This is a genomic window from Oceanospirillum beijerinckii DSM 7166, from assembly GCF_000422425.1.
In the GTDB taxonomy this organism is placed as follows: Bacteria; Pseudomonadota; Gammaproteobacteria; order Pseudomonadales; family Halomonadaceae; genus Oceanospirillum; species Oceanospirillum beijerinckii.
The window spans coordinates 20,537-42,877 of record NZ_AULT01000024.1; the positions used below are offsets into that span (position 1 = coordinate 20,537).

22 protein-coding genes are annotated in these 22,341 nt (G+C 46.8%); 16 read left to right on the forward strand and 6 right to left on the reverse strand.

The annotated features are described in order from the left end of the window. Positions 1–55: 55 nt before the first annotated feature. Positions 56–673, reverse strand: coding sequence for an ORF6C domain-containing protein (locus tag H579_RS0108390; RefSeq protein ID WP_028300298.1), 618 nt, complete (start codon positions 671–673; stop codon positions 56–58). A 4-nt stretch (positions 674–677) separates the two neighbouring features. Further along, a complete protein-coding gene (locus H579_RS0108395) occupies positions 678–1,145 on the reverse strand; it encodes a helix-turn-helix domain-containing protein (protein ID WP_157834579.1) in 468 nt (155 codons plus the stop codon). Between the two features lie 61 nt (positions 1,146–1,206). Here H579_RS0108395 and H579_RS0108400 point away from each other — a divergent pair, with 61 nt between their 5' ends. The 9 genes from H579_RS0108400 to H579_RS0108445 all read left to right on the forward strand — a co-directional run bounded on the left by H579_RS0108400 (position 1,207) and on the right by H579_RS0108445 (position 7,401). After that, a complete protein-coding gene (locus H579_RS0108400) occupies positions 1,207–1,455 on the forward strand; it encodes a helix-turn-helix domain-containing protein (RefSeq protein WP_028300300.1) in 249 nt (82 codons plus the stop codon). Positions 1,456–1,460: 5 nt separating this feature from the next. After that, complete coding sequence (locus H579_RS27785) at positions 1,461–1,892, forward strand: helix-turn-helix transcriptional regulator (RefSeq protein ID WP_051227451.1); 432 nt, start codon at positions 1,461–1,463, stop codon at positions 1,890–1,892. Between the two features lie 71 nt (positions 1,893–1,963). Further along, positions 1,964–2,449 carry a helix-turn-helix domain-containing protein gene (locus H579_RS27790; RefSeq protein WP_051227452.1) on the forward strand — a complete coding sequence of 162 codons (486 nt, stop codon included), beginning with the start codon at positions 1,964–1,966 and terminating at the stop codon, positions 2,447–2,449. 12 nt (positions 2,450–2,461) lie between these two features. Next, a complete protein-coding gene (locus tag H579_RS24910; RefSeq protein WP_211224691.1) occupies positions 2,462–3,451 on the forward strand; it encodes a hypothetical protein in 990 nt (329 codons plus the stop codon). Next, a complete protein-coding gene (locus tag H579_RS0108420; protein ID WP_028300301.1) occupies positions 3,432–5,207 on the forward strand; it encodes a DDE-type integrase/transposase/recombinase in 1,776 nt (591 codons plus the stop codon). The genes H579_RS24910 and H579_RS0108420 overlap by 20 nt, the downstream gene beginning before the upstream one ends. Before the next feature lie 4 nt (positions 5,208–5,211). After that, positions 5,212–6,363, forward strand: coding sequence for an ExeA family protein (locus H579_RS0108425; RefSeq protein WP_028300302.1), 1,152 nt, complete (start codon positions 5,212–5,214; stop codon positions 6,361–6,363). A 2-nt stretch (positions 6,364–6,365) separates the two neighbouring features. Continuing rightward, on the forward strand, positions 6,366–6,584 hold the full coding sequence (locus H579_RS0108430) for a hypothetical protein (RefSeq protein WP_028300303.1): 219 nt from the start codon (positions 6,366–6,368) through the stop codon (positions 6,582–6,584). 129 nt (positions 6,585–6,713) lie between these two features. After that, positions 6,714–6,968: a hypothetical protein gene (locus tag H579_RS0108440; RefSeq protein ID WP_028300304.1), complete on the forward strand. Its 255-nt coding sequence runs from the start codon at positions 6,714–6,716 to the stop codon at positions 6,966–6,968. Between the two features lie 85 nt (positions 6,969–7,053). Beyond that, positions 7,054–7,401: a Mor transcription activator family protein gene (locus H579_RS0108445; RefSeq protein ID WP_211224692.1), complete on the forward strand. Its 348-nt coding sequence runs from the start codon at positions 7,054–7,056 to the stop codon at positions 7,399–7,401. 337 nt (positions 7,402–7,738) lie between these two features. Here H579_RS0108445 and H579_RS0108450 read toward each other — a convergent pair whose 3' ends face one another. Beyond that, positions 7,739–9,364 (reverse strand): acyl-CoA synthetase, encoded by a 1,626-nt coding sequence (locus H579_RS0108450; RefSeq protein ID WP_028300306.1) that lies wholly within the window; start codon positions 9,362–9,364, stop codon positions 7,739–7,741. A gap of 522 nt (positions 9,365–9,886) precedes the next feature. Between H579_RS0108450 and H579_RS0108455 the strand changes: the two genes are divergently transcribed. Together H579_RS0108455 and H579_RS0108460 are read left to right on the forward strand one after the other, a co-directional pair. Further along, positions 9,887–10,669 carry an alpha/beta fold hydrolase gene (locus H579_RS0108455; protein WP_051227453.1) on the forward strand — a complete coding sequence of 261 codons (783 nt, stop codon included), beginning with the start codon at positions 9,887–9,889 and terminating at the stop codon, positions 10,667–10,669. Between the two features lie 320 nt (positions 10,670–10,989). Next, positions 10,990–11,460 carry a MaoC/PaaZ C-terminal domain-containing protein gene (locus tag H579_RS0108460; protein ID WP_028300308.1) on the forward strand — a complete coding sequence of 157 codons (471 nt, stop codon included), beginning with the start codon at positions 10,990–10,992 and terminating at the stop codon, positions 11,458–11,460. A 273-nt stretch (positions 11,461–11,733) separates the two neighbouring features. On the opposite strand, the gene H579_RS0108465 is transcribed toward H579_RS0108460, so the two are convergent. Together H579_RS0108465 and H579_RS0108470 are read right to left on the reverse strand one after the other, a co-directional pair. Then, positions 11,734–12,918, reverse strand: coding sequence for a vWA domain-containing protein (locus H579_RS0108465; protein WP_028300309.1), 1,185 nt, complete (start codon positions 12,916–12,918; stop codon positions 11,734–11,736). Between the two features lie 18 nt (positions 12,919–12,936). Further along, the gene (locus H579_RS0108470; RefSeq protein WP_028300310.1) at positions 12,937–13,782 is read right to left on the reverse strand and encodes an AAA family ATPase; all 846 of its coding nucleotides are present in this window, start codon (positions 13,780–13,782) and stop codon (positions 12,937–12,939) included. A gap of 265 nt (positions 13,783–14,047) precedes the next feature. Here H579_RS0108470 and H579_RS0108475 point away from each other — a divergent pair, with 265 nt between their 5' ends. The 3 genes from H579_RS0108475 (at position 14,048) to H579_RS0108485 (ending at position 18,424) form a co-directional block, all read left to right on the forward strand. Further along, positions 14,048–15,673, forward strand: coding sequence for a flagellinolysin (locus tag H579_RS0108475; RefSeq protein WP_028300311.1), 1,626 nt, complete (start codon positions 14,048–14,050; stop codon positions 15,671–15,673). Positions 15,674–15,840: 167 nt separating this feature from the next. Then, positions 15,841–16,812, forward strand: a complete 972-nt coding sequence (cysK, locus tag H579_RS0108480) for a cysteine synthase A (protein ID WP_028300312.1) — start codon at positions 15,841–15,843, stop codon at positions 16,810–16,812. A gap of 151 nt (positions 16,813–16,963) precedes the next feature. Next, positions 16,964–18,424, forward strand: coding sequence for an exonuclease domain-containing protein (locus H579_RS0108485; protein WP_051227454.1), 1,461 nt, complete (start codon positions 16,964–16,966; stop codon positions 18,422–18,424). 79 nt (positions 18,425–18,503) lie between these two features. Here H579_RS0108485 and H579_RS0108490 read toward each other — a convergent pair whose 3' ends face one another. Then, complete coding sequence (locus H579_RS0108490; protein WP_036565809.1) at positions 18,504–19,289, reverse strand: alpha/beta fold hydrolase; 786 nt, start codon at positions 19,287–19,289, stop codon at positions 18,504–18,506. A gap of 370 nt (positions 19,290–19,659) precedes the next feature. Here H579_RS0108490 and H579_RS0108495 point away from each other — a divergent pair, with 370 nt between their 5' ends. Both H579_RS0108495 and H579_RS24915 read left to right on the forward strand, forming a co-directional pair. Beyond that, a complete protein-coding gene (locus H579_RS0108495) occupies positions 19,660–20,478 on the forward strand; it encodes a DODA-type extradiol aromatic ring-opening family dioxygenase (protein WP_028300315.1) in 819 nt (272 codons plus the stop codon). Positions 20,479–20,722: 244 nt separating this feature from the next. Beyond that, positions 20,723–21,568: an alpha/beta hydrolase gene (locus H579_RS24915; protein WP_036565812.1), complete on the forward strand. Its 846-nt coding sequence runs from the start codon at positions 20,723–20,725 to the stop codon at positions 21,566–21,568. The last annotated feature ends 773 nt before the right edge of the window (positions 21,569–22,341 follow it).

Sequence of the window (22,341 nt, forward strand, 5' to 3'; positions counted from 1 at the left end):
TGAGTAAAGCATTTGTAAACTATATACCTTCCTCTAAATTGGAAGCAAGTTACTATCAGATTGTCTTTTTCTTAGCAAAAATATATGTATAAGTGCGCTGTATCTCATCAGTCGATAACTCAGTAAGCGAGTCAGCTTTAAAATTCTTCTTAATGTATGGCTTGTATGCATTCGGATCGCCAAGTTGGTTCTTGCTTCGGGCTTTGATTGCTCCTATACGCTTTGCTCTCCACTGGTCATCTTTTGCTGGGGCTGATTTCATATTACGCAGTTGGCCCATTTCTTTCTTAATAAACGCGACAACCTTTTTAAATTTTGCTTGTGGGATCATCGCATATTTTGTTACTCCACCGGTTTTATTAATTCTGGACCAGGCTGCACCATAAGTTAGTGGTCGTTTCTTTATGCTGTTATGTAATGCAACCCACTCATCGCATAAAGATTTAATTTCTGCCTTCTGTTGTTCTGAGATTTCGTTAGGCCCAGGATTTAGTACAACAACCTCTTTTACCTTCTTATTTTCCGGTGGTGTGGTTTGAATATGAATATCACCCTGATTGCCAATGATGTTGGTGCCACCAAATATACTATGAACATTGTTTGAAGGTGCTTCTGTTGTATTGATATCCCTACCAGCCGCACTCCCTTCCGGTGCTTCGATTTTCTTAGTCATTCCTTTATCCTTTCTTTTTGATAAACATATCACGCCCTGCGGCATGTCCATTAGAAGCGTTAACCGTCACGCTATTTCCTTGCTCACTTTCATCTGATTCCAGTTCACCAGTTAATAGGGATGCCAGCATTTTTTTTCTCTGAGCCATTGGTAATGTCCGGTACGCATCAACCAACATTTGTTCATCTGCTGCTAGAGATGGAGGTAGATCGGCCTGATTCTTTTTGCCTGTAACTACATAGGTTATGTCCATTCCAAACTCAGCAAAAAGTTCTAGTTGGGCTGCTGTAGGAGATGACGCCCCCTTCTCCCATTCAATAATAGTGCGCTTCTTAGTGCCTACGATTTCACCCATAGCAGGCTGTGTTAAACCCAGACGCAGCCTTTCTTCCTTAAAACGTTGTCCTAACATGCAGATATTCTCACCAAAATAATTGACAGGTGCAGAAATATGCACCAATATATAACTCAAGACAACGCCTTATACACAGGCGGTTATCAACCTAAATAATTAAGTAAAAGGATAACAAAGCATGCACCCAGAAGAAATCAAAGCATCTTTACGTATTCATGGGTTTACCCAGGCAATGTTAGCCGATGAATTACAAGTCGCTCAGTCATCAGTACACCAGGCTATCTGTGGGAGTATCCGCAGCCAACGCATTCAGTCTCGTATCAGCGAGATCCTTGGGAAGTCAGTGAAAGATATTTGGCCGTACCAAGTCATTATTCGCCGTAGTCAGGCACAGATTCAGGCTCAAAAGGCCAAAGCTAAAGGGTAGCAATCATGACTATCGGTGAACGTCTAAAAGAAGTGCGTGAGGCTTTGGGTATGACTCAAGAGGAACTAGGTAATAAATGTGGTGTGACAATGCGTTCCCAAAGAAATTATGAAAGAGGGAAACAGCAGCCTGACGCGCAGTACCTGAAAGAAATAGCGTTGCTGGAAATTGATGTCGCTTACATCCTAACAGGCGAAAAGAAGGAAGCACCTATCACCGGGATGCACCCTGAGCAAATTAAAGCAGATATCCGAATAGCAGGTACCACACCAGCAAAAATTGCTGAAGAGTTGGGTGTTACACGATCAACCGTTTCCCAGGTTATTCATGGCCGAGGGACTTCTGAACGCATTCAACAATACATTAGTGAAGTTATTGATAAACCGGTGTCGTTAATTTGGGCACCGAGAGAATTGCTAGCCCGGAAATATAAGTAACTCAGCGCCTTTTCCAATAGATGGGAAAAGCTCCCTTTTAAGAGTACCCATACAGCTTAGGAAGCATTCTTATGAACAAGAAACTACGCAACTGGGCCATTTATCAAGCATTTAATGGCAACAACTTAGAAGAAGTAGCGCAGGCCTTTGATGTTAGCAGGGATAAGGTGACTTGGGTTGCAAGTCAGCCTGCACCCAAGAAGCCAAAAAACTTCAGTGAGCAGGATGCTACACAAGTCACTCAGGCTATCTTCGATGCTAAAGCGCCTGCAAATAAGCAGCCTGAGAGCCTGCAAATTATGGATGCGCTGAAAGGGCACGTGCTATCTGGCTTAGCACTGGATGATTTAACCCGTCAGCTGGATATGGCACCAAGCACTGTCATCCATTATTTAACCATGCTTACAGGCGCAGGAATGGTCACCCAGTTGGAAGATGGCAATTACGCGCTGAGTGTACGCACGCTGCAAATAGCACAGGCCTATTCCAATGAAATGATCAAGGCTTCAAATCGTATCAACACACTATCACAGCAAGTCGTTGCTGGTCGCTTTTAAAGGGTAAATAGCATGACAAAAGAACACGCAAACCAAGACGTACTGACCGAACTTCAGAATCAAGCTTCAGCAATGCAAAGCCAGTACGGTAAAGAAAGAGATGTCGTAAATCAGCTGTTAGGCCAAGCCCAAATGGCCGACTCAATTGCTAAGTTTACCTCGACAGTCGCGATTTCAAAGATGGCTTTTGTTAAGGAAAACAAGCTGTACAAAGGGCTTCACGGAATGAAAGGGCTCGACGGTCGCGATTTAAGTGGTACATGGGAAGAGTTTTGTAAGCTGCTTGGCACATCTGCTGCCAAGGTGAATGAGGATATTCACAACCTACAATCTTTTGGTGAAGAAGCTTTGGAGTCGATGGGGCGTATGGGGATTGGCTACCGTGAAATGCGCCAATATCGCAGGCTTCCTGAAGATCAAAAAGCGGCACTTTTAGAGGTCGCCAAAGATGGGGATAAGGAGTCATTTGTCGAACTGGCAGAGGAAGTTATCAGCAAGCATACGAAAGAGAAAGAGCAGCTGACAAAAGATCTGGAAGAGTCAAGGGCAGATTATGATGCGCTTGACGCAGTAAACAACACTAACTCTATGAAGCTGGAAGAAACCAAGCTGGAGTTAGAGCGCACCAAACAACGAATTAAGAAAATGAAACCAGATGAAGCCATTAAGGAGATACGGCAGGAAGTCAGCAGTGCAGCCTATGAAGCTGAAGTCTCGGTAATGAGTGGGCTACGCAAATCGTTTGAAGCACTGAGTGAGCAATCTGATGTTAGCGAAACCGATGAGCGTGCTTTTATGTCGGGCCTGCTGGATACGTTGGAGAAAGAGATTATTGCTCTGAGGGAAGACTTCAGCCTACCCAGTCTTGGTGCGGGTGATATTAACTGGATGAACCCTGATGCACTGGCAGAGGCTGAGGCTCGGTTAGGTGTCGGTCAGGGAACCAGTGGAAGCGATAGCTTTGAAGACAAGGAGCCGTCTGATGAGTCCCGCGATAGCTGAGGTAGTCATGGCCGCTGTTAGGGCAGCAGAACAGATGGGGCATGGTGGCAAAGGTGAAATTTATGAAAAAGCTCGTCTGCAATTGGGTATTTCTCCCGCTCAGTTTTACCGTTATCGGAAGGAATTAACAGTGGAACTCAAGACACGCAAACAACGTAAAGATGCCGGTCAAAGCTGGTTAACCCGTGAAGAAGCGTTGACGATCAGTGGCGTATTAATGGAGACCCTGCGTAAAAACAATCGCCAGATGGGTAGTCTGGTTCAGATGGTTAAGGCTTTGCGCAAAGACGGCAAGATCCGTGCTGAGCGGCTGGATAAAAATACGGGTGAGCTGATCCCTTTATCTGAAAGCGCTATCAGCCGCGCTTTACGTAGCTACGGCTTGCATCCTGATCAATTATTACAGCCTACGGGGCATAGCACTATGGGGTCCCTGCATCCTAATCATGTTTGGCAAATTGATGCTTCTTTGTGCGTACTTTATTACCTGAAGCCAAACAAGAGAACAGGTAACGGGCTGCATGTTATGGAACGAGATAAGTTCTATAAAAACAAGCCTGCAAACTTGAAAAAGATTATGGCGGATAGGGTTTGGTCTTATGAGATCACGGACCATACAACCGGGTGGCTTTATGTCGAGTATGTAATGGGTGCTGAGTCTGGGGAAAATCTGTGCTCTGTGTTAATCAATGCGATGCAGGAGCGCGGCGGTGCTGACCTGATGCACGGTGTGCCCAAGGTGCTTTATATGGACCCTGGTAGCGCGAATACCAGTGCCATGGCGAAGAACCTTTGTAAGGCTTTAAAGATTGATGCAATAGCACATGCCCCTGGCAATGCCCGTGCAACTGGTCAGGTGGAGAATGCCCGGAAACTGATTGAGGAGCATTTTGAATTTGGGCTGAAGTTTCGCCCTGTCGCTGATCTGGAAGAACTGAATAAGCTGGCGGTTCAATGGCGCTCGGTCTGGAATGCTTCTCAGAAGCACCGTAGACACGGCCTGACGCGTTCTGAGGCTTGGTTAAAGATCAAGGAACATGAGCTGGTGAAGGCTCCTACAGTGGAAGAGTGCCGTAGTTTAGCAATTTCAGGGCCGGTTGAGCGTAAGGTCAATGCTGGTCATTACGGCCATTACATTAGCCTGGATGGTGAAGATTACGATGTTTCACATCTGGACATTGAGACAGGCCAGAAGATTCAGGTTGCTCGTAATCCACTGGGTAACAAAACCGCATACGCTTTGATGTTGGATGAGAACGGGCATGAGATTCGTCATGAGCTGGCACTGATTGTGAAAAATGAATGGGGCTTCCCTGTGGAAGGACCGATTCTGGGTGAGAGCTTTAAAGCACCTGCTGAAACTACAGGCCAGAAGGCGAGGAAAGAAATTGAACAGCTCATGACTGAAACTGATTCAGTGACTGACGCTGAGCAAGCCCGTAAGAAAAAGGCAATCCCTATGGGTGGAAGCTTTGATCCATACAAAGGTTTGGATGATGCGAAGCTGCCGACTTATATGCCACGTAAAGGCACTGAGCATGGGCTGAAGATGCCTTCCGTTGAAGCGCAGCTTCTAACCACGACTCAGATTGCAATGCGCTTACGCAGCCGTATGGGAGCTGATTGGAAACCTGAGTTCTTTGCTTGGTTGGAACAGCGCCACCCGGACGGTGTTCAAGAATCGCAACTCGGTAGTTTAGAGGAGCAATTGAGAAAGCCTCACGCGATGGCATTAAAAGTCATTAACGGAGGTTAGACCGATGTTAATACTGAAAAGTGTAATGGCAGGCTTAGGGCTGAAGCAGGCCTCACTAGCTAGAGTGCTGGATCTATCACCGGCGGCTATGTCGCAGATTATCAACCATGATCTATGGCCTAAATCATTCAATAAGAGTGATCTGCAAAGTAGGACTATGAGCTGGCTGGAAGATAAAGGCGCTCAACCGGAACAACTGAAAACTGTGTTTGAAATGGCAGGGCTGTCGCAAGCAACCCTACCTACTTCAAAGAAGCAATCCCTGGAAAAGGACGACGTTATGTTACTACGAAAACAGCATCTAACACAAAAGGCACGTCAAACCTTCAAGTTGACACGAGATCCGTTTATGGACCCCAGATCATCGGAAGAAGTTTTCATGACGCCTGATGCCCGTTATGTGCGTGAGTCCATGAGAGCTGCAGCCAGGCATGGTGGCTTTATCGCTGTGGTTGGTGAGTCTGGTTCTGGCAAGTCGACCTTGCGCAAAGATCTGGCGGAATGGGCTCGTGAGGAACAAAAGCCCATCATCATGATTGAGCCTTACGTATTGGGTATGGAAGACAATGATATTAAGGGCAAGACGCTCAAGGCGCGCAATATTGCAGAGGCTATTCTGGCGGAGTTGGTTCCACACGAAAAACCTAAGCGCAGTCAGGATGCTTTCTACCGCCAGCTTCATGAAGCTTTACGGGAATCTCATCGTGCCGGTAATCGACACTTGCTGGTGATTGAAGAGGCTCAAGGCCTTTCCATTCCAACGTTAAAACATTTGAAGCGTTTTTTTGAACTGGAGGAAGGTTTTTCCAGATTACTAAGCATTATCCTGATCGGCCAAACAGAACTGGGACAGAAACTGGATGAGCGTAACCCTTCTGTTCGTGAGGTAGTGCAACGCTGTGAAGTCGTTAATCTGCGCCCACTGGATGCAGAATTAGAAAATTATCTGCACCACCGTTTTGCAATGGCAAATCGTTCTTTGGTGGAGCTTATGGGAGATGAGGCTATTCAAGCCTTACGCCAGAAGCTATCAGGTCGCGGCAATCACTCCGTACTGTATCCCCTTGCGATACACAATGTGGTTACTGCTGCTCTGAATGAGGCGGCTGAAATTGGTCTGCCAAAGTTGAACTCAGATTTGATCCTTGAGGTGTAGACATGGCGATTGACTACGACTTAAACGCACTTCTTTCTGATGACACTCAGCAAATGGTTCATCTGACGTTACAGCAAGGTCAGTTTTCAGCAATCTTTGAGCAGTCTGTGAGTAGTAGGTATTGGGGGATGGCTGCTGTTGATTCTGCCATTAGCCAAGCTTTTTCAGAACTAACAGCAGATAAGGACGATGGTCTGATATGTCGATCTGAAAGAGCCTGACGGCTTTCCTCTAAGAATGAAGGATGATGCAAAGCTCGGTGAAGCATGGCTCAGAAGCATGATCATCAAGGCTGAGATTGTAGATGTGCGGCGGGAAGAGTCATCAGAGAAGGGTAAGGGAGAAAGCTAATGTCCACTCTGAACGAACCACAGCAGCCAATCAGGATCGTTATTGAAATAACCCAAAGTGATAACGGTGTTGTAAATGCTGACCTGGACTACAGCAGCAATGATGAAAAAGACCTCAAGCTGAAACAGGTTGGCTATGCACTAACGATGGCTCTGGGTACAACTGTTTTACCAGGTGTAATCCCGATGATCGTGAATGAGATAGATCATCCCACAAATGATGCAGAGCATAGCGAAAACGCCATCTCGCATTAAACAAGACAATCAAGAGCTTTAGGGGCTGATTGCAGCCCCTTCAACAAAGTTACTGCTAAAAGCAAAAGGCACTGGAGATAAGAAGATGACGATGGAAGAAAGGAGACATGAGCTACTGGCCGACACCGCTCAGCAGACAGAGGAACTGTTAAAGCTATATGGCATTGATGAAAGCATCGCTGATCAAGTAGGCTGTGCTGTGGCTGATCATTTAGCTAATCACTGGGGAGGTCAACTTATCAACATCCCCAAAGATTACCAGTACAAACTTGCCAATCGCGATTTAGAGATCTGGAATGACTTCACTGGTAGCAACCATGCTCAGCTGGCGAAGAAATATAAACTTAGTACCAGAGCGATATATAAGATCATTAAGCGGGTCAAAGAAAGGCAGAGTGCAGCAGATCAGCCAGGCTTATTCGATGTTTCGTAATTTGAAAGAGTCTTTCAGATTTGATCCCACTAAATCCCGGTTAATCTCGTCTAATCCCGGATTTATCTCGCAAAACCATTATTATTTTTATCACCCCCTAACAAAGCGAAGCGCCATCCGACACTGACACTGACTCTCGGTTATTGTCGGAAGGCGCCTTGCGGCTTTTCCGACCTACAACAACTTATCTTGATTGGTATTAGCGATAAGAGTAGAAAAAATGGTACAAAACAGCAGGCACAAAAAAGGGAGCTTACTGCCCAAGGCAGAATCAGCTCCCAAAGTATCTACAGACAGGAAAAGTAAGCAGCCATAAGCCGCTTACAGGGTGAGCCTATTACAGCTCTTTGGCACGATCACGAAGCATAAACTTCTGGATCTTGCCGGTTGAAGTTTTTGGCAGCTCGCCAAAAACGACGGTCTTCGGCGCTTTAAAGTTCGCCATGTTATCGCGACAGAACTGGATCACTTCCTGTTCGGTCAAGTTCGCTTCCGCATTCAGAGTCACAAATGCACATGGCGTCTCGCCCCATTTCTCATCAGGACGGGCCACAACTGCAGCTTCCATGATTTTCGGGTGACGATACAGTACATCTTCTACTTCGATAGAGGAGATATTTTCACCACCGGAGATAATTACATCTTTGGAACGGTCTTTAATCTCGATATAGCCATCTTCATGCCACACCGCCAGGTCACCAGAGTGGAACCAGCCGCCTTCGAACGACTCATCCGTGGTGTTCGGGTTCTTCAGATAACCCTTCATCACCAGATTACCGCGGATAAAGATCTCACCCATGGTTTCACCGTCCTGAGGTACCGGCTCCAGTGTATCCGGATCAGCCACCATCAAACCTTCCTGCATTGGCGCACGCACACCCTGACGGGCTTTCAGCTTAGCGCGCTCACTCAGTGGCAGATCATCCCACTCGCTGTGCCATTCACACAGTACACAAGGGCCATAGGTTTCGGTCAGGCCATAAACGTGGGTCACCTTGAAGCCCATGGACTCCATGCCCTCAATCACAGAAGCCGGAGGCGCGGCACCCGCAGTCATCACTTTCACTTCATGCTCAATACCCGCTTTCAGCTCATCAGCTGCGTTATTCAGCATGTTCAGAACGATCGGTGCACCACAGAAATGATTCACACCAAACTCTTTGATCGACCCGTAGATCTCATCAACACGCACATGGCGCAGGCTGACACTGACGCCACAGGCTGACGCGATGCTCCAAGGGAAACACCAGCCATTACAGTGGAACATTGGCAGAGTCCACAGATAAACAGGGTGATGCCCCATATCCCAGGAGATCACATTGCTTGCCGCATTCAGGTAAGCACCACGGTGGTGGTACACCACACCTTTTGGATTACCCGTGGTGCCAGAGGTGTAATTCAGAGTGATCGCATCCCACTCGTTACCAGGCATCTCCCAGGCATAATCCACATCACCTTCGGCGATAAAGTCTTCGTAGTTGGTATCGCCAATCAGCTGACCACCTTCGTAGTAAGGATCGTCGATATCGATGATACGTGGCTTCTGATGCAGCATTTTTACTGCACGAGAGATTACTTCAGAAAACTCACGGTCAACAAAAATAACTTTGGTCTCTGCATGTTGCAGAATAAAGGCGATCGCTTCTGCATCCAGACGGGTATTTAATGCATTCAGAACTGCACCGGACATAGGCACACCAAAGTGCGCTTCAAACAGCGCTGGGATATTCGGTGACATAAAGGACACCGTATCACCTTTCTGGATACCCGCTTTATTCAGGGCAGATGCCAGACGAACCGCACGCTGATAAGTCTCTTTCCAGGTGATTTTATCGCCATGGTGAATCTGAGCGGTATAGTTCGGGTACACAGACGCCGCACGTTTCAGGTAGCTTAACGGTGTCAGCGCTTCGTAGTTGGCTGGGGTCTGTTCCAGCCCCATGTTGTAGATGTTCTGATGCATTTTAGAAAATACCTTTTATTTCTGAGCCCTGATTGAGTTTCGGATTCACGACACTTTGCGCCATGTGCAGCGCCCCCCCTTCCTAAACCAAGGTAGAGCAGGCACCACACCGCCACTCTTTATTTTTTGTTATACACACTTACACAAAAGTGTTTCGATATTTTTTGACCAACGGCTGAAGCCATTTGTTAAAAAGAAATTTTTGCGTGAGTGCTTAGGAAACGAGCTAAAGAGTAAACTCTTCTGTCTCGTTACTTTGATCAAACACTTATATCAAACGCTTAAAGCAATCACTTGCGTGTCCAATCAGTCACCTTTTTCTTGTAAAGCAACCGAAAGACGCTGTTTATTTCGGCTTTTCATTAAGCATTACGCTGCATAGCAAAAGAATCAGACTTTAGTTGAGTCAATAGCGGTTTCAGCTAAATATTTGCGACTCAATAGTCATACTTTTTGTGTGAAGCGAAAAGTCTGTAGAATGCCTAGCGGTAAATATTCAAATACAATAAGACACTGATTTTTATGACATTCAGCGCTACTTTTTCCCGCTCAAGCCAAGATGATAATCCTGTTGTTTTTCTGCACAGCTCTTTAAGCCGTGGCCAGCAATGGTCAGCCCTAAGCGCCCGTTTTCCCTGCACCAGCACACCGGATCTTTTGGGTTATGGCCACAGCCCTATGCCAGCCAAAGCACGTAAGGAGTTTCGCCTGAGTGATGAGCTTGAGGCACTGGCAACCGAGCTGTATCAACAGCCGTTTCATCTGGTAGGGCACTCCTTTGGTGCCGCCAATGCCCTGCAGATCGCCCGACACTTTCCTAAACAAGTGCTAAGCCTGACTCTGTTTGAGCCTGTCGCCTTCCACTTACTGGATCAACAAGATCCGGCATTGGCTGCCATCACTGAGATCAGTCACACCATCGAAGCGTTTCTGAATGAGGGGCAAACTCAACAAGCCGCCCAATACTTTGTCGATTACTGGAATCAAACCGGCACCTTTGAGCGCTTAAGCGATAAAACCCGCGCCCAGTTTATCCGGGGTATCGAGAGGGTGGCATACGATTTTCATGCCCTACTCAATGAAGAATCAGGTCTTCAGGATCTGGCACACCTGCAATGCCCGGTGTTGCTGATGGAAGGTCAGCACAGTCCAATGACCACCCGTGCAGTAATCTCAGCCCTGGCACAACAGTTCCCTAACGCAGAGCGACACGACCTGCCTTGTGGCCATATGGGCCCCATCACACACGCTGAGATTGTTAACCCGATTATTCAACAATTTATTGCATCGCACAAAAAAGCGTAATATTTTTGCCTTAGATTAGGCACAAAATCGGCAGATAAGAGATTGAGCTTACCTACCCGACTGCCTGAGATGAGCAAGAAGCAGATCCGGCTTAAACGGACAGCAAATGCCATGCAGCCGAGGAATATCCTTTAAGCAAGGAATGTCATCAGACATTTTGCATTGCGTCATAATGCCGTAATATGGTCTGTAATAGTCTGATTATTAATGGATTACCGTGAGTCAGTACGCTGACTAATGTCGTACTGACCCACAAAACTTTGCACTACACAGCATCCAATGAATGAAACGGATTATCCGAAAAGAAGTGGAGAATATTCATGAGCGTACTGATCAACAAAACTTACGATGAAATTCAGGAAGGCGAAAGCGCAACTCTGGTACGCGCCCTGACTGAAAAGGAACTGGTGCTGTTTGCCGCGGTATCTGGCGACGTAAACCCAGTTCACCTGGATGCCGAATTTGCTAAAACTACTATGTTTGGTGAGCAGATCGCTCACGGCATGTGGTCTGGCTCCCTGATCTCTGCGGCTCTGGCTACCGTACTGCCAGGACCGGGCACCATCTATCTGGGCCAGGAGCTGAGCTTCCGTCGTCCGGTTAAACTGGGTGATACCCTGACCGTAACCCTGACCGTTAAAGAGAAGCTGAGCAAAAACCGCGTTGTGATCGACACTCTGGTGACCAACCAGAACGAAGAGAAAGTGGTTGTGGGTACTGCTACAGTAATGGCCCCGACTGAGAAATCTGAACTGCAGGCACCTGAACTGCCAGAAATTACCATCGGCTAATTTCTCAGTTTTCTTTTGCTGCAAATAATAGCAATCCAGATGAATTATTGTAGGTCGGAAAAGCCGCAGGCGCCTTCCAACAATAATCAGGTATCGGGCTCAGTGTCGGATGGCACTCCGCTAATCCAGCCTACCCTGAAACAAAGAGACTTATTGGGAATGCTATAAGCAGATACAACAAAGGGCAGATTTCTCTGCCCTTTGCTTACTCTATATTAATAATTCAAAACCACTTATCTAAAACCACACAGAATAAGCTTTATCCCTTACCCCTTATCCCTTCTTAGACAAACGCTGAATCGCATCGGTAATACCACTGATCGTCAGCGGGAACATACGATCTCCAATCAGCTCCTGGGTCATACCGATGGAATGGGTGTAATTCCAGTACTTCTCATTCACCGGGTTTAGCCACACCAGATTGGACCAGGTATCGGTTACCCGCTTCATCCATTGGGCACCACTCTCCTCATTCCAATGCTCGACACTGCCCCCGGCCAGCGCGATCTCATAAGGCGCCATAGAGGCATCACCGACAAAGATCACTTTATAGTCCGGGCCATATTTATGCAGCACATCCAGCATGGAGATACGTTCGTTATAGCGGCGGATATTATCCTTCCACACCGACTCATAGATAAAGTTGTGAAAGTAGAAATATTCCAGATGCTTAAACTCGGTACGACAAGCTGAAAATAACTCCTCACAGGTGCGGATATAACCGTCCATGGAACCACCGACATCCAGAAACAGCAGCACCTTCACGCTGTTATGACGCTCGGGCACCATCTTGATATCCAGCATACCGCCGTTATGGGCCGTGGAACGGATGGTATCATCCAGATCCAGCTCGGATGCTGCACCGGAACGGGCAAACTGGCGCAGACGTTTCAGCGCCACCTTGATATTCCGGGTGCCCAGTTCAACACTGTCATCCAGGTTTTTAAACTGACGCTTATCCCACACCTTCACCGCGCGGTTATTACGATTGCCATCCTGGCCGATACGAATCCCTTCCGGGTTATAACCGTAGGCACCATAGGGGGAGGTACCACCGGTACCAATCCACTTATTACCCCCGGCATGGCGTTTCTGCTGCTCTTCCAGACGCTCTTTAAAGGTATCCAGCAACTCTTTCAGGCTACCCAAAGATTTAATCTTCTCTTTCTCTTCCGGCGTGAGCAGCTTCTCAAACTCCTTGCGAATCCACTCCCCTGGAATCAGGCTGTCTAACAGATCATCCTGCCCTTCCAGACCGTTAAAATAGGCACCAAAGGCCTGATCAAAACGGTCATAATACTTTTCATCTTTAACCAGACAGGTGCGGGTTAATAGATAAAAGTCATCAATACTGGCAAACACCAGCCCCTGCTCCAACGCCGCCAGCAGATCCAGCAACTCTCTCAAAGTCGTTGGCACACCGGCTTTGCGGATATCGGTAAAAAAATCGATCAACATAGATCAGCTCCTGGCCGATTACCGGGACTCACGACGGTGCATAAAGGCCAGTTTTTCCAGCAGAGACACATCCTGCTCATTTTTCACCAACGCACCGTGCAGTGGCGGGATAGCCTTGGAAGCATCACGGTTCTGCAGCATCTCCAGGCTGATCTCATCGGCCATCAGCAGTTTCAGCCAGTCGATCAGCTCAGAAGTGGACGGCTTTTTCTTCAGACCACGCACTTCACGCAGATCAAAGAACAGCTCCAGCGCTTCCGATACCAGCTTTTGCTGAATATCCGGATAGTGCACATCCACAATCTGCTTCATGGTGTCTTTATCCGGGAAAGCGATATAGTGGAAGAAACAGCGGCGCAGGAAAGCATCCGGCAGCTCTTTTTCGTTGTTACTGGTGATAATTACGATAGGACGCTGTTTCGCCTTGATGGTCTCGCCAGTTTCATAAACATGAAACTCCATCTTATCGAGCTCCAACAGCAGATCGTTCGGGAACTCAATATCCGCTTTATCCACCTCATCGATCAGCAGTACCACCTGCTCATCCGCTTCAAAGGCTTCCCACAGTTTGCCCTTATTGATGTAGTTCTTAATGTCATGAACCTTATCATCACCCAGCTGGGAATCACGCAGACGGGAAACTGCATCATATTCATACAAGCCCTGATGCGCCTTAGTGGTGGACTTGATATGCCATTGGATCAAACGTACACCCAACGCCTCTGCCAGCTCTTCCGCTAGCATCGTCTTACCTGTACCCGGCTCCCCCTTAATCAATAACGGACGCCCTAGCGTAATCGTAGCGTTTACCGCCATCTGGAGTTCTGGAGTAGCAACGTATTGATCAGTACCTTGGAATTTCATGCAGTAAACTCTTTAATCGGTTGTGTTAACGTTCAGTCTGTTTTTACTAACTTGTAACCAGTTTTGCTGATTAGCACTGCCCTTAAGTGTACCTATCCTGCTTGACAACAAAAGGTTAATTGTGACTCATAAGTCATGGGGAAAAATAACTAAACCTTATCAATGAGCTGCCGATAACCAATTTAAGAAATATAAATTTGCCAATAGGCAATGCAAATCTCGTTTATGAAAAGTGAATTTCATGTATTAAAGATGGTAACCGTTTATGGTATTTGTAAACACCAATGTGAACGCGTTGAAGGGCACGAATCATCTGTCAAATGTTACAGAACGTATGAATCGTTCTTTTGAGCAGCTGTCATCAGGCTCCCGCATCAACTCCGCACGGGATGATGCCGCTGGATTACAGATATCCAATCGCCTTGATACTCAGCTAATTGGCACTAGGCAAGCAAACCGCAATATTCAAGACGGTATATCTGCACTGCAGATTGCGGACGGAGCTATGTCTGAAATAACAGATATAGCTCATAGGATGAGACAGCTCTCGGTGCAAATGTCGAGTAATACCTTAAGTCAAGATGATCGGGATGGCGCCCAACTCGAAATCGAAGAACTGATAAATGCGGCAAATAGAGTCGCTGAAGGAGCTAACCTGGGCGGTGAAACCCCACTATTAGATGGGCCTGAAGGGAACTTCACAGCCAATTCAGACCAGGACATCTTCGCCCGGGTAACGGGCATGATGGAACAAGCTGAAGCCAATATCAAAGCTCACTATGGCCTGGTCGGTGATGGCGAAGACACATTCCAAATGTTAATCTCCAATTATGATGGCGCAGGAAATGTTGTCGCATTTGTAAGCTCATCTCCCGGAAATGTGAGCAGTATGACCCTGGATAGAGATGACTTTAATGGATCAATTCCTAATATCGACCGAATTATAGAGCATGAGATGGTTCATGCTGTCATGCGTAATCAGATTACATCAGCCATGCCCTTGTGGTTTACAGAAGGTACAGCCGAGTTGATTCATGGCGCTGATGATAGATTATCTGCGGATCTGGCTGCTGCTGGGAGCTCAACAGCATTAATGGCAGCATGGGATGGTGCTGCAGATGACAGTGCCGATTACTCTAGGGCCTATGTTGCAGCTCGCATGCTACATGATGATTTAAAAGAAGCGGGTCATGCCGGCGGCATGAGAAGCCTAATGCAAGAAATGGCAAAAGATGGCACAACGCTCGACAGCAGCCTGCAAAAGCTACTGGGCATGACTCAGGCTCAGTTTGAAACCCGTGTTCAAAATGATGGGGCTTCCTATATCGACAATATGGATCTAACGAATAATGATCTTGGTGGAATAGGGGCATTTGATGCAGACAATCTAGGCATACGAAATGCTGCCGATGCTGTAGGAGATGCGTTCAGTTATGCTGAGCAGCCTCTCGAAGGCTTTAAGTTGGACTGGTCTGCCGCTGGTTTTACCCCTGCTGAGAAAAAAACCTTTACCTTTCAAACAGGCAGTAATTCAGGTGAACGATCTAACTTCACCATTCGCGGAGGATCTGCTGAACGTATTGGCCTGGCAGGAGTAAACGTCTCGGCAAATGCCCGAGGTTCCATTGCTATTGTTGACAAAGCTTTAAAGAACATTCATGAAATCCGCAGGGAAATTGGTGGCGCCATGGCGGAAATGGAATCAATGCTACGTAACAACAGCACTATGGTTGTTAATGTATCTGATTCTAAATCAAGAATCACTGATACTGACTTTGCTTCAGCCACTGCAGAACTAACCCGCAACCAGATTATTCAACAAGCAGCATCTTCAGTTCTTGCCCAAGCAAATCAAAGTCCTAATATCGCACTATCACTACTAGGCCGTTGATAATATCTTCGGCCTTGTATTTTCAAGCAGTCTGTTCTTAGCTTAAAACCTTATCGAATCAAGTTGCGATGGATTTTTCACCAACGAATCCCTAATCTTAGTGTCAACTTACAGTGGAACTTTCCAGCTAACTGTAAGAAAACAATCAGAAATATTAGGGATTTTTTATGAGCAAGGTTTTCGAAGATAATTCACTGACCATCGGCAACACCCCACTGGTTAAAATCAACCGCCTGAGCAATCACCCTAACCTGTATGCCAAACTGGAAAGCCGTAACCCGGCCTTCTCAGTAAAATGTCGTATCGGGGCTAATATGATCTGGGATGCGGAAAAACGTGGCGTCCTGAAGCCGGGTATGGAAATTGTTGAGCCAACCAGTGGTAATACCGGTATTGCTCTGTGTTTTGTTGCAGCATCCCGTGGCTACAAGATCACTCTGACTATGCCATCCAGTATGAGCCTGGAACGTCGTAAGATGATGAAAGCCCTGGGTGCTAATATCGTACTGACCGAGCCTGCAAAAGGCATGAAGGGGGCGATTGCCAAAGCAGAAGAGCTGATCGCCGAACGTCCTGACTACTACTTTATGCCACAGCAGTTTGAGAACCCGGCTAACCCAGAGATCCACGAAAAGACCACGGGCCCTGAAATCTGGATGGATACCGACGGTGAAGTGGATATGATCGTAGCTGGCGTAGGTACCGGCGGCACCATTACCGGCATCTCCCGCTATATCAAAAACGTTCAGGGCAAAGCGATTAAGTCTGTTGCTGTAGAGCCTGTAGACTCTCCTGTGATCACTCAAACCATTAACGGTGATGAAGTGAAACCAGCCCCACACAAAATTCAGGGCATTGGCGCCGGTTTTGTACCAAAGAACCTAGACCTGTCTCTGATCGATCAGGTTGAACAGGTGGGCAACGATGAGGCGATTGCCATGGCCCGTGAGCTGATGCTGCAGGAAGGCGTAATTTGCGGTATCTCTTGTGGTGCTGCTATGGTTGCCGCTATCCGTCAGGCGGAACTGCCAGAAAACCAGGATAAAACGATTGTTGTGATTATGCCGGATTCTGGTGAGCGCTATCTGTCTACCGCACTATTTGAAGGTATGTTTACCGATAACGAAATGGTGCAGTAAAGCTGGACATAAAAACGGAGTATTAATTGCTCCGTTTTTTTACCTTGAGTCGCTCGACTGAGAGATAATGAATACAAAGTTTTGCTGAGGCCTAAAGAAGCTGTATAAAATAACAGATATATTCACCTAAACAGCGACGCAGTGTGACACTATGCCCTCAGCAAGCCCAAGTACCGACTTTAACCTGCAGCCCTTGGCCTTTATTGATCTGGAAACTACAGGCCTTAGAACCACAAAAGACCGTATTACCGAGATTGCTATTATTCGCTATCAAAACGGCCAGGAGCTGGATCGCTGGAGTCAGCTGATCAATCCCAAAATGAAGATCCCGGAGCAGATTCAGCACCTGACAGGTATTCATCAGGCTATGGTCGACGACGCTCCCGAGTTTAAAGAGGTGATTGATATAGTAAGAGGTAAACTACAAGGCTTTACTCTAGTCGCCCATAACGCTCGTTTTGATTACGGTTTTCTGCGCAATGAATTTAACCGTGTAAACGAACAGCTGCACTGCCAGGTACTATGTACAGTCAAGCTCTCCCGTCGTTTATTTCCAAAGCAACAGAAGCATAATCTTGATGCGCTGCTAGCCGCTGCCAATATCCCTAGCGAAAACCGACATCGCGCCATGAGTGATACCCAAGCCCTGGTTGGCTGGTTTAATAGCCTGCCAGAACGGGTCAGTATCGAAAGCATTAATGATGGCGCAGATCAGGTGATGCGCCAGCAGGCTTTGCCTAGTCATATTGACCCAGGCCAGATTATGGATATTCCCGATACTGCAGGGGTTTATCTGTTTTATGGTGAAAATGAGCTGCCGCTCTATGTAGGCAAGAGTGTAACATTACGTAGTCGTATCCGATCCCACTTTTATGATGATCGTCATTCCAATAAAGAGATGCAGTTGCTACAGCAAGTGCGCCATATTGAATACCGCTCAACAGCAGGGGAACTGGGTGCCCTGTTACTGGAGGCCAGCCTAGTTAAACAGCTTTGCCCTGTATTTAACCGTCAGCTACGTAAAAAGCAGCAATTGGTGAGCTTGCAGTGGAATGGTTCCATAGCCCAAACCCCACAAGTTGTCGACGCCTGCAGACTGAACCTTCATCAATGCGAGCAGTTTTATGGTCTGTTCCGTAATAAAAGAGATGCCGACCAGACACTACGTAAACTCAGTGAAGAGTTTCGCCTATGCCTGAAAAAGCCGGGCTTAGAGAAAGGTAAAGGGGCCTGTTTTGGCAGTCAGATTGGCCGCTGTGATGGCGTTTGTGCCGGTAAAGAAGATGAAGAGATCTATCTACAACGTCAGCATGATGTACTCAATCGAATTCGTCTCAACGCCTGGCCTTACCCGGGAGCACTTGTGATCGAAGAGATTGCCAAAGCACCTTATATTGGGTTCGATGGTAAAAATTATCAGTCGGATTTTTTGCTATTTGATAACTGGCGTTATCTAGGGCGTTTTAATAGCTTGGAACAAGCGAAAACGACCTATGGCGATAAACAGATCAGCGATAATCTGCCAGCATTTGATCGAGATATTTATAAGATACTAATCAGCCAGCTGAAGAAGCAGGGCGAACATTTACATTTAATTCCACTGGAAGCCTAATCGGCTTCCAGCAATAATTTTACAGACGGGTAACTGCGCGGTAGGGTTCAACCCTACAATCATCGCAATGTGATTACACTTAATCCGCCAGAAACTGACTTACAGTATCGAAGAAATCCAGCGGCTTTTCAGCATGTAACCAGTGACCCGCACCGTCAATCGTGCTGAGCTGGGCCTGTGGGAACAGCGCCTCAATCTGCGGCCAGTAGCTATCCAATACATAATGGGAGTGACCGCCTCGGATAAACAGGGCCTTACCATTAAACGGTGTACCTGCCGGAGCCTGTACAACGGATTCATAGTCATCACGAATCTGATCCAGACCCACACGCCACTCCAGCTTGCCGGTCTCTTTTTTCTCCAGATTGGTCATCAGGAACTGACGTACGCCCAGCTCTTTCACATACTCACTCATCAGCACATCGCCTTCCTTGCGGGAAGCCACGCCACCGGCGGCACGTACTGCATAAAAAGCCGCAATCACATCATCATGGCCATGCTCGTAAGTTACTGGCGCTATATCTGCTACTATTAGCTTAGCTATTCTCTCAGGATGATTCAGCGCCAACTGCATAGCAACCTTCCCTCCCATAGAGTGGCCAATGATATGCGCCTGTTCTATTTGTTGAGCCACCATAAACTGCTCAAGATCCGCCGCCATGGCATGGTAGTTCATGCTCTCGACATGAGGTGAACGACCGTGATTGCGCAGATCAACACAATAGACTTTATAGTTTTCTGCAAACTTCTTGGCCAATGTCCGCCAGTTATCTGCCGAACCAAATAACCCATGAATAATGATCAGGGGAAAGCCTTCACCCTGTTCGGTGAAATACAGATCAACCGTAGGCCAATTATCAGACATTGTTTTACCTGTTGTGTTTGGAGTCGCTGTTTTTATGAATGTACAGCTGTGAATATACAGTTTTAAATCAGTGCTGTTCTAAACCGGAGCATTATCATATGTTTCGATGCCCGCTCCAAGTCTTGGCGTAATGCTAATTTAAAGGCAATCCCTTTATAGTAATGGCAAGCTCTCTTTCCCCTCCCCAATTCTCATCTATCACTATCAACCCTTAGTTAATGCTGAGTTCCTATTAGCCTACTTTTTGTCATGAGACGAGAAATCTACACTATATCTAATTCGCCGGATCTTAATGACAACACGGTCAGCACCGCTATTAACTCTATATCACTATCAAGCACATATTACTTTGAGTACCTGGAGGTTTTTTATGAACCCGGATCAAGCCAGTAAAACAGTTCAACCCAGTCTGTTTCTCTCCCATGGTTCACCTGATTTGATTCTGAGTGACTCCCCTGCCAAACATTTTTATCAACAGCTGGCAACGCAGTTAGCCAGACCTGATGCAATTATTGTGGCATCGGCACATTGGGAAACACCGGCCCCTATTATTGGAATCACCGCCAGTCCTGAGCCTGAAACTATACATGACTTTTATGGTTTCCCCGACGCTCTGTATCGTATGATTTACCCTGCTCCAGGTGCGCCAGAACTGGCTGACAGGGTACAAAAACAGTTACAGAAGTGGGATTTTGACGCTCGTCTACATGAAACCCGAGGTATAGATCACGGCGCATGGTCACCATTAAAGCTGATCTATCCTGAAGCAGATATTCCTGTAATTCAGATCTCTCTACCCAGGGGTGTCACGAGCAGTACATACTGGCAGATTGGTCAAGCATTACAGGCCTTTAGAAGGGAGAACATTCTGATAATCGGTAGCGGCGCTGCGACCCATAACCTGAGTTACTTTAATCGCCGTCGTCAACCCGGGCAGACTGTATTGACTGAAGCTCAAGGCTTTATAGACTGGTTAAACCAAGCGGTAACTTCTGGTGATAAAGATGCTTTATTATCATACGATAAAGTGCCTTATGGCTTGGAAAATCACCCGACACCTGAGCACTTTGTGCCTTTACTTGTCGCAGCAGGGGCCAGTAGCGGCAACCAAAAACCGAATCGGGGTGAAGTTATCCACGATAGCTTTGAATACGGCTTTCTTTCTATGGCCTGCTATCGTTGGGAGTAACCCAAACACTAACTAAAGAGAGTTTCCTGCGATGAAAAATCAAGCTGATATTCAGAAAATAGACTAAACTCATCTCGCTGTCGCAAAAACGCAAACAAATCAGACTAGCCTAAGGCTCAATACATCAGCCAGTGTTAGATCTGGTTTAGTTTTAACACAATGAGCGTTCCTGATAGACCTCTGCCAAGATACACCAGGTCTAGCAGGCCAAAGATTTAAAACCCGTTTGCAACAGGAGTGCAGTGTGGGCATTTCAAAACTAGAGTTAGTCTATCGTAAAGCGAAGCAGCACGACGCCGTCCCTGTGCTTTTTGTACACGGTATCTTTTGCGGAGCATGGGTATGGGAAGAGCACTTCCTGGACTGGTTTGCAGAGCATGGATATCACGCTTATGCCGTTAGTTTACGGGGGCACGGCAGGTCATCTGCGCCGGACCCTATGGGTCAATACTCTCTGAATGATTATGTACAAGATCTGAAAGATACGATTCAAACTATTGAGATGAGCCATAAGCAACCGCCCATTTTGATAGGTCACTCTATGGGAGGTATGGTTGTCCAGCGTTTTCTCAGTAAACATATTTACCGAGGTGCTGTACTGATCAGCAGTATTCCCCCTCAGGGTATGATGCCGCTATCCTGGCAAAGCTTCTGGCAAGATCCGCTGATCACAATGGAGATGACTCAGACTTATCTGATGCCAGAACTGGCAACAACAGAACAGCTACGCCGCTATCTGTTTGCCGGACCGGTTGAACAGGAGAAACTGGATGCTTGGTTGGAATATCTGGTACCGGAATCCCAGCGTCTGTTATGGGACATGAGTTGGCACAATCTACCGAACCCATTTGAAGTTGCTAAAACTCCGATTGCGGTGGTTGGTGCACTACATGATCGCTTAGTGCCTAAAGTGATTGTCACCATGACCGCTGCTACATACAGCTGCAAACCACACTGGATCGACTCCGGTCACGGTGTGATGCTGGAGCATAACTGGCAAGAAGCAGCTCAGGTCGTTGCGGCAGCGCTGACCGAAGTGTTATTGAGTGAACAGGATGAAAGCTTGATGCAGGAACCAGTACCAGCCTGATATAAAGAAGGCCTCTTAAGAAGCTATGCTATAAGGCAGAATACAAACCAAAGGCGTACAACCAACTGTCGATAGAGGCTGTAGAGGTAAATTGGTTAGTGCCTAGAGTAAGTTGGTTAGTAGAGTAAGCTGGTTAGTAGAATAAGCTGATTAGTAGAGTACTCAAGCTTTGTAGAGCCCTTGCGATAACGCTCTAATCAGCCCTAACTTCCTGTAGGTTCGGTCTAACAATCTGCAAGATGTTATCCTCAAGCCAATGTTTGGCCCGCAGTGTTTTCCGAAAGGTTGCGATTGCGGGCATCTTTTTCATCCCTCAATTCAAGTTATTATCTCAGTCCAGACAGGGCAATAGAAACAAGACTTCACAGCCTGACCTCTTCGGCAAAGGAACTATTAAGGTGTTATTGCATCTTAGTTTAATCCTGTTATTCTCCTGAACTTATATACAAAATCGATCTGGTGCTATGGTAGCGACAAGTGAGCCTCCTGGGCTGTATTCAAAGTTAGTGTCTCCTATTGCTATAGGTACATCCAAGCCTCTGTATGCTCGCAATACAGCTATTCATATCGTCTACCCATACCTATCTGGTGATACGCTGATCGCCACTCTCCTTTTTCCTGCTTATGTGCTGCTATCCCGAAAAATCAAGGAGGGCTTGCTCCTTCTATTAGGCAATAGCACTAATTTTCCACATAGGCTGTTTAAACTAGGAAGAAGTCACCCTGGTAGCCGTATGTACAAGCTTCCCAGATTCAGAATTCAAAGCAATTGA

Coding starts and splice junctions, on each gene's coding strand:
- H579_RS27790 (WP_051227452.1), top strand. CDS start 1,964: ATGAACAAGAAACTACGCAACTGGGCCATTTATCAAGCATTTAATGGC.
- H579_RS27785 (WP_051227451.1), top strand. CDS start 1,461: ATGACTATCGGTGAACGTCTAAAAGAAGTGCGTGAGGCTTTGGGTATG.
- H579_RS0108420 (WP_028300301.1), top strand. CDS start 3,432: ATGAGTCCCGCGATAGCTGAGGTAGTCATGGCCGCTGTTAGGGCAGCA.
- H579_RS0108485 (WP_051227454.1), top strand. CDS start 16,964: ATGCCCTCAGCAAGCCCAAGTACCGACTTTAACCTGCAGCCCTTGGCC.
- H579_RS0108455 (WP_051227453.1), top strand. CDS start 9,887: ATGACATTCAGCGCTACTTTTTCCCGCTCAAGCCAAGATGATAATCCT.
- H579_RS0108445 (WP_211224692.1), top strand. CDS start 7,054: ATGACGATGGAAGAAAGGAGACATGAGCTACTGGCCGACACCGCTCAG.
- H579_RS0108440 (WP_028300304.1), top strand. CDS start 6,714: ATGTCCACTCTGAACGAACCACAGCAGCCAATCAGGATCGTTATTGAA.
- H579_RS0108495 (WP_028300315.1), top strand. CDS start 19,660: ATGAACCCGGATCAAGCCAGTAAAACAGTTCAACCCAGTCTGTTTCTC.
- H579_RS0108460 (WP_028300308.1), top strand. CDS start 10,990: ATGAGCGTACTGATCAACAAAACTTACGATGAAATTCAGGAAGGCGAA.
- H579_RS0108470 (WP_028300310.1), bottom strand. CDS start 13,782: ATGAAATTCCAAGGTACTGATCAATACGTTGCTACTCCAGAACTCCAG.
- cysK (WP_028300312.1), top strand. CDS start 15,841: ATGAGCAAGGTTTTCGAAGATAATTCACTGACCATCGGCAACACCCCA.
- H579_RS0108450 (WP_028300306.1), bottom strand. CDS start 9,364: ATGCATCAGAACATCTACAACATGGGGCTGGAACAGACCCCAGCCAAC.
- H579_RS0108430 (WP_028300303.1), top strand. CDS start 6,366: ATGGCGATTGACTACGACTTAAACGCACTTCTTTCTGATGACACTCAG.
- H579_RS0108390 (WP_028300298.1), bottom strand. CDS start 673: ATGACTAAGAAAATCGAAGCACCGGAAGGGAGTGCGGCTGGTAGGGAT.
- H579_RS0108465 (WP_028300309.1), bottom strand. CDS start 12,918: ATGTTGATCGATTTTTTTACCGATATCCGCAAAGCCGGTGTGCCAACG.
- H579_RS0108425 (WP_028300302.1), top strand. CDS start 5,212: ATGTTAATACTGAAAAGTGTAATGGCAGGCTTAGGGCTGAAGCAGGCC.
- H579_RS0108400 (WP_028300300.1), top strand. CDS start 1,207: ATGCACCCAGAAGAAATCAAAGCATCTTTACGTATTCATGGGTTTACC.
- H579_RS0108475 (WP_028300311.1), top strand. CDS start 14,048: ATGGTATTTGTAAACACCAATGTGAACGCGTTGAAGGGCACGAATCAT.
- H579_RS0108490 (WP_036565809.1), bottom strand. CDS start 19,289: ATGTCTGATAATTGGCCTACGGTTGATCTGTATTTCACCGAACAGGGT.
- H579_RS24910 (WP_211224691.1), top strand. CDS start 2,462: ATGACAAAAGAACACGCAAACCAAGACGTACTGACCGAACTTCAGAAT.